Raw genomic sequence first — 11,810 nt, 5'->3', positions numbered from 1 at the left:
CCAGCTACCGTGAGAACCCGGTCCCAGCAGAGGCCGGAACCAACTAACCGAGCCTCCAGCAAACCCGGGGCGATTCACGTATTTCCGTTCATTCTCGAGTACGGTCGCCGTCGTCGCGGCGTGCCTGTCTCTCGGGGTGGGTGGTGCCCACGCCGACGTCGGCACGTCCGCGCCGTCGGTAACCACCCCATCCACCACAGCACCGACGACAACAACGCCGCCGACGACACCGCCAACAACAACACCGCCGACGACCACCCCACCTTCGTCCTCAACACCCCCGAGTACACCCGCGAGCACCGAAACCTCCGCGCCCACAAGCCCTGTCGCTTACGGGTCCGTGACGATCAACGCTGTGCTCGACGGCGCCCACGACGGGGTCAACGGTGTGTCGGTGCGTCTGGTCGCGGTCAATCCGTACGTCACGACCCTGCCCGCGACCGTGCAGTCCCCGACCGGGACGGTGAGTGTTCTTGTGCTGCAGGTGCCTGCGGGACTGACGCTCGTCGGGCCGTCGTCGTTCGATATCGCGCTCGAGCGCGGTCGGGACACGATCTACACGATTCACCTCACCGCAACGGGAACGTCGGGTCCGGGAACCGTGGCTCCCGGCCGTGATCCGGGCGCACGCACTCCGCTGAGCTCGATTCCCTCAGGGCCAGTCGACCGGCCCTGAGCCACACGTTCTCAGGCCGTACGACACATGAATGATTTCCGCCCTCCGCGGGCCCCTCGCGATAACGAATCGATTGGCCTACCCGACTTCACGGGTGTCGGGGCCGTCCACCCCACCGAAAGGCTCACTCCCATGTCGAATCGATCACCCAAGCACCACACCAGGTTCCGCACTCCGCGGACACGCACCGCAGCCCTCGCAACGGGGATGCTTCTCAGCCTTGCGATGGCTCCCGCGGTCGGCTGGGCGGATACCCCGTCAACGTCGTCGACCACCGTGGCACCCGCCACGACCGCTGACCAGCCGACGACGCAGGCGCCCCCAACCACGACACCCGCCACCACCGATCCGTCACTCCCGAGTTCGTCGGCACCGAGCACCTCCGCGCCCGGGCCGTCGACGACCGTCGAAGCGCCGACATCGACAACCCCGAGTTCTCCGGCCACTCCTCCGGAGTCCGGGACCGCACATCTCTATGTCACATCGTTCATCCCATATCCCGGCGGGATCACGCCGGTGCAGGGCGCTCGGGTACGTCTCACCAACAACGAAACCGGCGCGGTGACGATGGTGACCGCCCCCGCCGATCTGACCCTGAACGTGGGAACCTACAGCTACGAGACGATCAGCTGGCCCGACGGGTTGAGGCTGATTTCGGGAAGCGGCACAGTCGAACTCGGACTGCTCGGCAACCACATCCAGATTTCCTTCGCACGCATCGACGACGGCGGAGATCGCACCGGAACCCTGCAGGTGGTCAAGGCCGACAGAGTCACCGGCGCCAAGCTGCCGGGGGCGAGCTTCATCGTGTCCACATGCTCCGGAGACGTGCTGGGGTGGGAAACCACCGGCGAAGGCGGCGTGGTCAACCGTGAGGTGGCACCGGGCTGCTACCGCGTCAAGGAGACGGCGGCACCGAAAGGCTATGTGTCCGAGGGCCGCTCGTACTCCGTCGACGTGTCCACCGACAAGGTGTCGACGGTGACGGTCTACAACACCCCCGTCGACCACGTGACCGACCGCAATCCGTCGGGCAGGACATCGCTGTCGTCGATTCCGTCGGGACCGGTGGATCGACCATGAAGACCACGCCGATACGCACACTGTTCTGCCTGCTGGCTCTGAGTCTGACGCTTCTCGTCGGCTGCTCGACACGCACGAGCGAATCGTCCGTGGCAACACCGTCTGCGCAGACCCAGCTACCCGCACCCGTTGCCGCACGCACCGACGAGCCGGCCGCACCGAAAAGTATTGAGGTCGGCGGTGATTCCGCTGTCACCGATGCGGTTGCGACGGATACGACCGGTGCGCTCCTGCCGCCACAGGACGTCCATCGTCTCGGCTGGTGGGTCGATTCGGCGTTACCCGGATCGGGCAAGGGCACAATCGTCGTGACCGGGCACGTCGACGAGGCCTCGCAGGGGCGTGGCTTCGCCGCCCGGTTCAGTTCTCTCGCACCGGGAACCGATGTCGCGGTCACCACAGCGAAGGGTGAGACCGTCCACTACCGGGTGCGTAACGTCCAGAAGGCCGATAAGGAGAAGGGCTTTCCCGCAGAGGAACTCAACCGCCTCGACGGTCCGGAAACCCTCGCCCTCGTCACGTGTGGCGGGGCGTTCGTCGGTCCCCCGCTCGGTTACGCCGACAACATCATCGCGTGGGCGACGCGAGCATGAACGGCCGATTCGTCCGTGTGACAACGACTCTCACGGTTGTCGGCGCAATGGCGCTCGCCGGAATCGTCGGAGCGTCGGCGGCCGCCTCGGCCACACCCGGTTCGGGAACGTTCACCGTGACGACGCGAGACCAGCAACCGAGTCGATCCATCGGAACCGGCGTCGAACGCAACGGCGGATTCGACGACGGGTCTGGCCAACTGCGGATCGCAGTGCGCGACCGCATCGACGGCCACCCGCTGCCGGGCGCGCGGTTCGCGATCACGACGTGCGCCGGGCAATCCCGTGGGTCAGGTGTCACCGATGCACAGGGACTGCTGATTCGTTCGCTGCCGACGGGCTGCTACCGCGCTCGCGAGGTAGCAGCTCCCAGCGGATACATCGCGAACGAGGCGTCGGGAACGATGCACGTCGAGTCCAATGCCACCGACCATCACGAGATTCTGGCCACTCCCGTCGGTCACGTCAGCACGCGGGACGTCGGCAAGCGCGTGCAGTTGTCGGGCATCGTGGCTGGACCGACGGAGCGGCCCTGATGCTGCCGAGGCCTCGCCTACTTGATCACCCACTGATCCGTCGGTGTGCCGGCGGGCAGCGTGTAGCGGCCCGCCCCGGCCAGGTAGTCGTCGAGGAACACCGATCGGCCACCCGCGGTTGGTGGCCACCTGTGGGCATCGATGGGCAGAGACAACGTTCCACCGGTCACCGTGACCGTCGCACTGCTGCCCGACGGCAGATAGAGCTCGGAGTTGGTGTTCACGATGCGGATGCCGAGTCGGTGCCCGGGCGCCAACACCCAGTCGTTGGGGAGCAACCGGAATGTCGTCGTCGCGGCGCCGCGTTCGAGAACCGATGCGGCACGGGTGATCCGAGTCGCCTGCCCGGATGGGGGGAGATCGTAGAGGTCGACAACCAGATGCGCGCCCGCCTGAGCAGTCGTTGTGCGCACCGACACCTGCGGCGCACCCGAGATGCGGACGGCCCTGCTGACCGGCGCGCTGACCCGCCACAGTCCCCGGTTGCGATCGAGTCCCGACGGCGCCGAGATCGCTGAAGCCTGGGTTCCGTATGAGCCGACTGCTGTGACGCCGTCACGATAGCTTCCGGTCGGAAGTGCGACCGTCTGCGTGGACGTCTGCATCGGCCACGACGGCTGCGCACGCCACGACCCGGTGTTGTCCTCCACGACGATGGACGGATCGCTTGCGACGTCAGTGCCCTTGAGATACCTGTCGTACCAGCGCATCACCTCGGCGAACCATCCGGGTCGCCCCATCGCCAGTCGCCCGTCGGCGGCGGTCTCGTTGCCGCGCACGTGGTCCCACATGCCCAGCCACGCCCTCGTCGGAGCCTTGCGCCCGGCGATCGTCTCGTACAACCCGTCGGGCCACGTGTTGTTCTCGATCAGGCCCTGGGTGAGAAACAGCGGCACCGGCGAGTCGTGGGCGGCCTCGGCGAAGCCCCGCTCCCGCCAGTACGACGAGTTGTGATCCGAATCGGCCATCTGCGCTGATGCGTTGCGCGACAAGCACTCCGGATGCTGGAGCTCATACAGCGAGGACTTCATGTAGCGCGCGTCGTCGCCGAACGGCACCCCCGACGCCGAGGCAATCTGGTCGTACCAGATCCCCATGTAGAGCGAGTTCAGGTAGCGCACACCGTTTTGATACAGGTAGCGATAGCCGTCGTACATCGGCTCTTGCGCGACCACCGCACGCAGCCCCTTCGGGGCCAGTGCCGTTCCCATAATCCCGGTGTTGCCATCGTAGGACTTGCCGTACATGCCCACAGCGCCGGTCGACCACGGCTGACTCGCTGCCCACTCCACCGCTGCGCGCACGTCGGCCTGCTCACCCGGCCCGTCATAATCCAGGCATCCCGTACTCCCTCCGAATCCTCGGAGGTCGACCATCACGTAGGTATACCCCTTGCGCATGAGGTCACCCTGGGTGACCAGATCGGAGAATCTGTCGTTCGGCTGTGCGGGCGGAAGGGGCTTATAGGTGAATCCGTCAAGCGCACCGGCGACGCCACCGGAGCCCGAATGATTGAAATACGGACTGACACTGAGGATTACGGGCGTCTTCGCGCTTGCGGACAGGTGCGCGGGCCGCAAGATGTCGGCGTGAAGGACGGTGCCGTCCTTCTCGGGGATGTAGGCCTGCGACCAATGCGCCCCCGGCGCCCAGGCGACATTCTCGGACTGCATTGGGGCCGCCTGGGCGGCTCCGGTCGGCACCACGAACCCTGCGGACACAGTCAGCGCGGCGATCGCCGCGACGAGCCACGAACGGCGACGATGCGCCGCCGTCACCGGACCTCCCCGAACCGTGCAGCGAGGAAAAGGATGAGCGATCGCAAAGGTTGCCGCACGGACGCAGTACTCCTAGGTGAGGTGGATGCCGGGCGCTCACATGAATGATTCGTGACGCTCAGACAAACCTCGCACGGCTAATGAAGATTGGCAGTGCGTCCACGCCGCTTGGGCAGCGATTCACCTCACAGCAGAGATGGGAGCGCAATCACGACGAGCAAGAGGAAGTGATCTGCGCGTCACGCGAGCTCGATGAGCTCCTGGTACTCGTCGCTCCAGTGGTCTTCGGTGCCGTCGGGCAGCAGAATCACGCGTTGCGGATCGAGCGCCGCCGCGGCACCGGGGTCGTGAGTAACGAGGACCACGGCGCCGGTGTAGCTGCGCAGGGCGTCGAGCACCTGCTCGCGCGAGATCGGGTCGAGGTTGTTGGTCGGCTCGTCGAGCAGCAGCACGTTGGCCGCCGACGACACGAGTCCTGCCAGCGACAGTCGCGTCTTCTCGCCACCGGACAGCGTGCCTGCGGGTTGGTCGAGCTGAGGTCCGGTGAACATGAAGGCACCGAGCAGGCTACGAAGATCCTGTTCGCCTGCGTCGGGCGCGGCGTGCCGAATGTTCTCCCACACCGTCGCCATGTCGTCGAGGGTGTCGTGCTCCTGCGCGAAGTAGCCGATCTTGAGTCCGTAGCCGGGCTCCAGCGAACCCGTATCCGACGCCTCGACACCGGCGAGCACCTTGAGCAGGGTGGTCTTACCCGCACCGTTGAGTCCGAGCACGACCACACGACTGCCCTTGTCGATCGCGAGGTCGACGCCGGTGAAGATCTCGAGCGAGCCGTAGGACTTGCTCAGTCCCGACGCCATCAGCGGAGTCTTGCCACACGCCGCAGGCTCCGGGAAGCGAATCCGGGCGGTGCGGTCGGCCACCTGCTCCTCGTCGAGGGAATCGATCATCCGATCGGCACGCTTGAGCATCTGTTGTGCCGCAGTGGCTTTCGTGGCCTTGGCGCCGAGCTTTGCAGCCTGTGCGCGCAGCGCGGACGCCTTCTTCTCCGCATTGGCGCGCTCACGCTTACGACGCTGCTCGTCGGTTGCGCGTGCGTCGAGGTAGCGCTTCCAGCCCATGTTGTAGACGTCGGCCTCGCCGCGGACGGCGTCGAGGAACCACACCTTGTTGACCACGTCGGCCAGCAGGTCGACGTCGTGGCTGATCACCACGAGTCCACCCTCGTGGTTCTGCAGGAAGCTGCGCAGCCAGGTGATCGAGTCGGCGTCGAGGTGGTTGGTCGGCTCGTCGAGGAGCAGCGTCGTCGCAGATTTTCCCGAACCGTCCGACGCGGCGAACAGGATCCGGGCGAGTTCGATGCGACGGCGCTGTCCGCCCGAGAGCGTGCGCAGCGGCTGTCCGAGTACGCGGTCGGGCAATCCGAGGCTGTTGCAGATGCGCGCGGCCTCGGATTCGGCGACATAGCCGCCGAGGTCGGAGAAGCGCTCCTCGAGACGCCCGTAGCGTGCGACAGCCTTGTCTCGCACCTTGTCGTCGGCAGCCTCGGCCATCAAGGCCTGCTGCTTCTCCATCTGATGCATGATGTCGTCGAGCCCACGCGCCGACAGCACTCGATCGCGGGCGACGACGTCGAGGTCGCCTTCTTTGGGGTCCTGCGGTAGATAGCCGAGATCGCCCGTCCGGGTCACCGTCCCCGCGTAGGGTTCGGTCTCGCCCGCGAGTATGCGCAGCGAGGTCGTCTTACCAGCACCGTTGCGGCCGACGAGGCCGATCCGGTCGCCGGGTTGAATACGCAGTGCTGAGCCGGGCGCCGACAGCAGGGTCCGAGCGCCCGCTCGAACTTCCAGGTCGGTCGCGGTGATCACGACGAACCAGTCTACTGTGCGCCGGCCACTGGTTTTTCCACCCCGGGCGGCCGCGACTTCCTCACGTCGCTCGATACGGTGGCAGGGTGACCGAACGCACAGCTGAACCCACCGGAATGTTGCCAACACCCGATCTCACCGGGCGATCCGCACTCGTCACAGGCGCGAGCCGCGGCATCGGATTGGCCATCGCCACCGAACTCGCCCGTCGAGGCGCCTCGGCGGTCATCACCGGCCGCAAACCCGAACCGCTGCACCAGGCAGCCGAGTCGATCCGGAACGCGGTTGACGGGGCGAAGGTCGACATCTGTCCCGGCAACACCGGCGACGCCACCCATCGAGCCGACGCCGTCGCGACCGCGGTGCAGCTCGGCGGTGGGATCGACATACTGGTCAACAACACAGGCATCAACCCGACCTACGGTCCGCTCGTCGACGCAGATCTCGACGCGGTCCGCAAGATCTTCGACACGAACGTGGTCGCCGCCCTCGGATTTGTCCAAGAGGCATACCGGGCGGGCATGGCCGATTCAGGAGGTGCCGTGCTCAATATCGCCTCGGTCGCCGGAATTCGCTCCACCGGAGTCATCGCCGCCTACGGGGCGTCGAAGGCCGCGTTGATCCGCCTGACCGCAGAGCTCGCGTGGGAACTCGGACCCCAGCAGATCCGCGTCAATGCGATCGCGCCCGCCATCGTCAAGACGAAGTTCGCCGACGCACTCATCGCAGGCGACAACGAAGAGCGCGCGATTGCCGGCTACCCGCTGCGCCGACTCGGCAACCCGGAAGACATCGCGCAAGCGGCCGCCTTTCTTGTCAGCGACAACGCGTCGTGGATCACCGGTCAGACCTTGCAGGTCGACGGCGGACTGTTGGCCACCGGATCGATGTGACGATGTCCCGTTCGGCGGTGGTGGTCGGCGGTGGTCCGGCAGGCAGAGGCCTGGCCCACCGGTTGCGCCACCACGGGGTGGACACCACCCTTGTCGATCCGCACCCCGATAGAACGTGGCACGCCACCTATGCGGCATGGACCGACGAACTACCGAACTGGTTGAGCGACAACGCCATTGCAGCACAGACCGACGCGGTGCAGGTGTCTGCACGCACCCGTCACCACATCGCGCGCGGTTACACAGTTATCGACAATGCCGCTCTCGCAACCGAATTGGACCTCGACGAGGTAGCGCTGGTGGCGTCGGCGGCGACGTCGGTATCGGCTGATCGGGTGGTGTGCGCTGACGGTTCGGTCGTGCAGGCCGATCAGATCATCGACTGTCGTGGTGCGCTGCCGCACGACGCCCCGTACCAAACCGCTTTCGGAATCGTCGTCGACGTGAAGGACGCGGCGGCGGTACTCGACGGCGCCGACACGCTGCTGATGGAGTGGGCGAGTCCCCGCCGGCTCGGCGCCGCAGGCTCACCACTACCGTCGTTTCTCTACGCCGTGCCACTCGGCGATGGGACTGTGCTGCTCGAAGAGACTTGTCTCGCAGGGCATCCCGCGCTGTCGATCCCAGAGCTCGAACATCGTCTCCGGGTGCGGTTGGGCGACCATGAGCCAACTGTTCTCCGCACCGAGGTGGTGAACTTCCCGCTCGTCGGCGCGTCGACGACGCCGTGGAGGGACTCGGTTTTCCGGTTCGGCGCGGCGGGCGGGATGAAGAACCCGACGACGGGCTACAGTGTCGCAACCTCGCTGGCCTGTGCCGACGCCATCGCGACCGCGATCGCCGACGGCGCCGACCCCGCCGCGGCCCTGTGGCCGACGTCGGCGCGTTCGGTGCACGAACTTCGAATCCGCGGCCTGTCGGCGCTGCTGGATCTCTCGGCCGAGCAGACCCTCGACTTCTTCGACGCCTTCTTCACCATGCCGATCGGCGCCCAACGCAGCTACCTCAGCGAGCGCGACAACCTCCCGGGCACACTCGAGGCGATGGGCCGCGTGGTCAAGGGCGTCGGTATCCGAACCGGGATGGCCATCGCGCGCGGTGCGGCGACCGGCCACAGCTGGTCCGACGTCTGAGCTGTCAGTCGAGCGGTTCCGTCAGGTAGTGCTGGATCGTCGCGCCGACGCTGTTCACCAGAGTCTGCGCAGGAATGTCTGTGGTCAGTGGAAGCTCGAGAATCCTGCGGCTCAACGCCAAACCGAGAACCTGGCCGGCAATCAAACCGGTGCGTGTCGGCGCCTCGTCCTCGTCGGAAACCACGGCAGTAACCATGGGCAGCATGTGCGCCTCCACGATCTCCACCACCCGATCCCGTGCCACCGGGTCGGTCATTGCACTGCGGAGCAACACGCTGAGCAGATCACTCGCAGCGCCGTCGTCCCAGATGCGCAGGAAGTGTTCGACAACTGCTCGACCGCGTTGCTCTTCGGGCAACACCGATAGGTCCGGGACCTCGACGTCGACGGTGGTCGCCGCAGTGAACAGCCCCCGCTTGTCGCCGAAATAGCGAATCACCATGGAGGGGTCTATGCCTGCATCCTGCGCGATGGCCCGCACGGTGGCACCGGCAAATCCGCTGCGCGCGAAGTGTTCTCGCGCCGAGGCGAGAATCGCGGCACGGGAGCGCAGCGCTCGCTCCTTCTTGGTCGGCCGCTCCCTGTTGGTCGCCGTCGGGGGTTGCATGACCCCCAGTCTAGCGAGTTATGATCAACACGTGTTGGCCAACAGATGTTGACTAACTCTCGCACAGATCCTCACACCACCAAGGAGAAGGTCATGTTGCCCGAAAACATCGACGTGCTGATCGTGGGCGGAGGCCCGACCGGACTCGTCGCCTCGACAGTCCTGACACGCGCGGGACGCGACGTACTCACCCTCGACGCACAACCCGAGGGGCACAACACCTCTCGGGCAGCGGCCATCCAGGCACGGACAATGGAAATCCTGCAGGAGCTCGGCGTCGCCGACACTCTCGTGGACGAGGGCGTCGTGGTCCCCTACTTCACGTTTCGCAACCGCGAGAAGCTGCTCAACGAACTGCGATTCGCTGATCTGGACACGCGATATCCGCACGTGACCACGATCCAGCAGTGGCGGACCGAAGAAGTACTCACCGAGAACCTGCACCGACTCGGTGGTCACATCACCCGCGGATACAGGGTCACCGGACTCGACGAGACGGCATCCGGCATCGACGTCCATGTCGACGGGCCTGACGGCCGCGAGACCGTACGAGCGCGGTTTGTCGTCGGAGCCGACGGCACGCATTCGGTGGTCCGAGAATCGGCCCGCATCGAGTTCGTCGGAGGCGACTATCCACAGTCTTTCGTACTCGCCGACGCAGAGTTCGACGAGTGGCCACTACGCTTCGACGAGGTGCAGAACTTCTTCTCCCCCAACGGAATCGTCGTGAGTGGTCCGTTGCCCGAGGGTCGTCGTAGGGTGCTGTTCACGTGGCCGGAGGAGGTCGACGACGTCGACGTTGCCCTCGTGCAGAACGTGCTCGACACTCGCGGTCCACGGGGAGCGAGAGTCTCGCGCATCGCTTGGGGATCCCAATTCCACGTCCATCATCGCATCGCCAAGCACTTCCGGAAGGGACACATCTTCCTCGCGGGTGACGCCGCACATGTGCACAGCCCTGCCGGCGGACAGGGTATGAACCTCGGGATCCAGGATGCCCACGAACTCGGCCTGGTGCTGGCGGCAGCGCTCTCGCCCACTCCCACAGTGCATCTCGACACATACGAGCACCGGCGGCGCCCGATCGCTGCGTCGACTGTGCGGCTGACCAACCTGATGACGACCGCGTCGGTTGCCGAGAATCCGGTGGCGATGAAGATCCGAGACTTCGCCATGAATGCGATAGGGCATCTGCCACCTGCCCGAAAGCAGATGGCGTTGCACATGGCAGAGCTCGTGGCGTGATCATGGCGAGAACACTCACCGGACTGCATCACCTCAAGTTTCCGGTCACCAACCTCGATCTGAGTATCGACTGGTACTCAAGGGTTTTCGACGCCACCCACATCACGCGATTCGACCATTACGATAGGACCGGTCATCGCTACGCCGTCGTGATATCGATACCCGGCATTGCAGAACTGATCGAACTGCGACTTGATCCCGCCGCGGCGCAGGGAATCGCAGGCTTCGATCCGGTCACCTTCGGGGTGATCGACAATGCCGCACTGCAGCAATGGATCGAACACCTCGACCGACTCGGCGTGCCGCACAGCCCACCGATCACCGGCTACATCGGGCAGGTCGTTCGCCTCTCCACACCGGATGGCATGACGATTCAGATCTACACGGACCCGGCAGACGGATTCGAGTCGGCCACGTTCGACCGCTCCATCATCGTGGAGCCGGTCGCGGGGCACCGAATCACCGACTCCCCCGCCTGAGCGACCGCCACTGCTCGATGATCTCGTCGACGTCGACGATGTGGGCCGTGACGACCGACGGCAGCCCGGCCCGCGTGGTCAGATGCGCTTCGCGCACACGGCGATTGAAGTCGGCGAGAATGTCGCGCACCGCTGATTCGTCGGCGATGTCTGCCAGCGAATCGGGGAAGCCTTGCGCCTCCTTTCGTAGTTGCAGCGAGGCCGGCAGCAGGGCCGTCGAATCGAGTCCTTCGTCGCGGATCTTGCGCTTGACCCACCAATCGGGGTCGTCGGTATCGGAGAGGTCGAGCGGCTTGCCCATGCCCGGCAGGTTGTCGAACTCGCCACGCTCGGTGGCCTCGCGGATCATCTTCTCCACGCGCGTTTCGTACGTGGGCGGCTTCCAGCGGCGGACACGACGAAACCGTCCTTCAGGTTCGTCCATGCGTCCAGAATGCCACGTATTCGGGATGCCCCGGTACGTGCTCGCGTCATCGCCGCTACCCGTCGTCGAGCACGGAGAGCCGGTGCTGTTCTGCCCACCGCGCCAGGTCGAGAAGAGGTCCGGTTGCCAACGAAGAACCCACCTCGGTCAACGCATAGGTCGCGGCGTCGCCCCGACGGACGAGTTGCCGATCCCGCAGTCGCACCAGCGACTGGTGCAGCGACTTGTCGCTGATCCCGCCGATCGATGCGATCAGATCGACCCTGCGCGCAGGTCCCGCCCGCAGCGCGGTCAGCACCACTGCGTCCCACCTATGGGAGATGAGCTCGACACCGAGTCGAACGAAACAGTCCGCTGCGGCTGGTTGCGAAGTCGGCATTCGATCGCCTTCCGGCCAGTCCTACCAATCGGTAGGAAAGGGCCTGGTGCACGGATAGGTGACAGGGTTAGTCACGCGGCCTGAGGGGCCTCGTGGTTGATGATGGTCTCGAATTC

Annotated in this window: 14 protein-coding genes; 8 read left to right on the top strand and 6 right to left on the bottom strand. The window is 65.6% G+C overall.

What is annotated here, in order from left to right:
• Positions 1–300: hypothetical protein (locus A5777_RS25290; RefSeq protein WP_231894961.1), on the bottom strand; the 300-nt coding region annotated here is incomplete at its 3' end.
• A gap of 40 nt (positions 301–340) precedes the next feature.
• Between A5777_RS25290 and A5777_RS05765 the strand changes: the two genes are divergently transcribed.
• From A5777_RS05765 to A5777_RS05750, 4 genes are all read left to right on the top strand, one after another.
• Positions 341–676, top strand: a complete 336-nt coding sequence (locus tag A5777_RS05765; RefSeq protein ID WP_039854492.1) for a hypothetical protein — start codon at positions 341–343, stop codon at positions 674–676.
• A gap of 132 nt (positions 677–808) precedes the next feature.
• Positions 809–1,759: an MSCRAMM family protein gene (locus A5777_RS25285; protein WP_231894960.1), complete on the top strand. Its 951-nt coding sequence runs from the start codon at positions 809–811 to the stop codon at positions 1,757–1,759.
• Positions 1,756–2,352 carry a class F sortase gene (locus A5777_RS05755; protein WP_005202809.1) on the top strand — a complete coding sequence of 199 codons (597 nt, stop codon included), beginning with the start codon at positions 1,756–1,758 and terminating at the stop codon, positions 2,350–2,352. Before A5777_RS25285 ends, A5777_RS05755 begins: the two co-directional genes overlap by 4 nt.
• Complete coding sequence (locus A5777_RS05750) at positions 2,334–2,888, top strand: MSCRAMM family protein (RefSeq protein ID WP_231894581.1); 555 nt, start codon at positions 2,334–2,336, stop codon at positions 2,886–2,888. Before A5777_RS05755 ends, A5777_RS05750 begins: the two co-directional genes overlap by 19 nt.
• A 17-nt stretch (positions 2,889–2,905) precedes the next feature.
• On the opposite strand, the gene A5777_RS05745 is transcribed toward A5777_RS05750, so the two are convergent.
• Positions 2,906–4,666, bottom strand: coding sequence for a CocE/NonD family hydrolase (locus A5777_RS05745; protein ID WP_005202806.1), 1,761 nt, complete (start codon positions 4,664–4,666; stop codon positions 2,906–2,908).
• Positions 4,667–4,905: 239 nt separating this feature from the next.
• Positions 4,906–6,534 carry an ABC-F family ATP-binding cassette domain-containing protein gene (locus A5777_RS05740; RefSeq protein ID WP_005202799.1) on the bottom strand — a complete coding sequence of 543 codons (1,629 nt, stop codon included), beginning with the start codon at positions 6,532–6,534 and terminating at the stop codon, positions 4,906–4,908.
• 116 nt (positions 6,535–6,650) lie between these two features.
• Between A5777_RS05740 and A5777_RS05735 the strand changes: the two genes are divergently transcribed.
• Positions 6,651–7,427 carry an SDR family oxidoreductase gene (locus A5777_RS05735; RefSeq protein WP_064861935.1) on the top strand — a complete coding sequence of 259 codons (777 nt, stop codon included), beginning with the start codon at positions 6,651–6,653 and terminating at the stop codon, positions 7,425–7,427.
• Between the two features lie 2 nt (positions 7,428–7,429).
• Positions 7,430–8,560 carry a lycopene cyclase family protein gene (locus A5777_RS05730; protein ID WP_064861933.1) on the top strand — a complete coding sequence of 377 codons (1,131 nt, stop codon included), beginning with the start codon at positions 7,430–7,432 and terminating at the stop codon, positions 8,558–8,560.
• Between the two features lie 4 nt (positions 8,561–8,564).
• Here the strand turns inward: A5777_RS05730 and A5777_RS05725 are convergent, their stop codons facing one another.
• Positions 8,565–9,167 carry a TetR/AcrR family transcriptional regulator gene (locus A5777_RS05725; RefSeq protein ID WP_082933558.1) on the bottom strand — a complete coding sequence of 201 codons (603 nt, stop codon included), beginning with the start codon at positions 9,165–9,167 and terminating at the stop codon, positions 8,565–8,567.
• Positions 9,168–9,260: 93 nt separating this feature from the next.
• Here A5777_RS05725 and A5777_RS05720 point away from each other — a divergent pair, with 93 nt between their 5' ends.
• Both A5777_RS05720 and A5777_RS05715 read left to right on the top strand, forming a co-directional pair.
• Positions 9,261–10,412, top strand: a complete 1,152-nt coding sequence (locus A5777_RS05720) for an FAD-dependent monooxygenase (RefSeq protein ID WP_064861934.1) — start codon at positions 9,261–9,263, stop codon at positions 10,410–10,412.
• 2 nt (positions 10,413–10,414) lie between these two features.
• Positions 10,415–10,891, top strand: coding sequence for a VOC family protein (locus A5777_RS05715; RefSeq protein ID WP_231894959.1), 477 nt, complete (start codon positions 10,415–10,417; stop codon positions 10,889–10,891).
• On the opposite strand, the gene A5777_RS05710 is transcribed toward A5777_RS05715, so the two are convergent.
• Entirely contained in the window at positions 10,872–11,315 is a 444-nt protein-coding gene (locus A5777_RS05710; RefSeq protein WP_064861931.1) for a J-domain-containing protein, read from the bottom strand. The two genes, A5777_RS05715 and A5777_RS05710, sit on opposite strands and share 20 nt — an antisense overlap.
• A 55-nt stretch (positions 11,316–11,370) precedes the next feature.
• Positions 11,371–11,694 (bottom strand): winged helix-turn-helix transcriptional regulator, encoded by a 324-nt coding sequence (locus A5777_RS05705; protein WP_064861930.1) that lies wholly within the window; start codon positions 11,692–11,694, stop codon positions 11,371–11,373.
• Positions 11,695–11,810 lie beyond the last annotated feature (116 nt).

The organism is Gordonia sp. 852002-10350_SCH5691597 (assembly GCF_001665715.1).
GTDB classification, from domain to species: domain Bacteria; phylum Actinomycetota; class Actinomycetes; order Mycobacteriales; family Mycobacteriaceae; genus Gordonia; species Gordonia sputi.
This window is presented reverse-complemented; position numbering and strand designations above follow the sequence as displayed.

Coding starts and splice junctions, on each gene's coding strand:
- A5777_RS25285 (WP_231894960.1), top strand. CDS start 809: ATGTCGAATCGATCACCCAAGCACCACACCAGGTTCCGCACTCCGCGG.
- A5777_RS05755 (WP_005202809.1), top strand. CDS start 1,756: ATGAAGACCACGCCGATACGCACACTGTTCTGCCTGCTGGCTCTGAGT.
- A5777_RS05735 (WP_064861935.1), top strand. CDS start 6,651: ATGTTGCCAACACCCGATCTCACCGGGCGATCCGCACTCGTCACAGGC.
- A5777_RS05730 (WP_064861933.1), top strand. CDS start 7,430: ATGTCCCGTTCGGCGGTGGTGGTCGGCGGTGGTCCGGCAGGCAGAGGC.
- A5777_RS05725 (WP_082933558.1), bottom strand. CDS start 9,167: ATGCAACCCCCGACGGCGACCAACAGGGAGCGGCCGACCAAGAAGGAG.
- A5777_RS05720 (WP_064861934.1), top strand. CDS start 9,261: ATGTTGCCCGAAAACATCGACGTGCTGATCGTGGGCGGAGGCCCGACC.
- A5777_RS05715 (WP_231894959.1), top strand. CDS start 10,415: ATGGCGAGAACACTCACCGGACTGCATCACCTCAAGTTTCCGGTCACC.
- A5777_RS05710 (WP_064861931.1), bottom strand. CDS start 11,315: ATGGACGAACCTGAAGGACGGTTTCGTCGTGTCCGCCGCTGGAAGCCG.
- A5777_RS05705 (WP_064861930.1), bottom strand. CDS start 11,694: ATGCCGACTTCGCAACCAGCCGCAGCGGACTGTTTCGTTCGACTCGGT.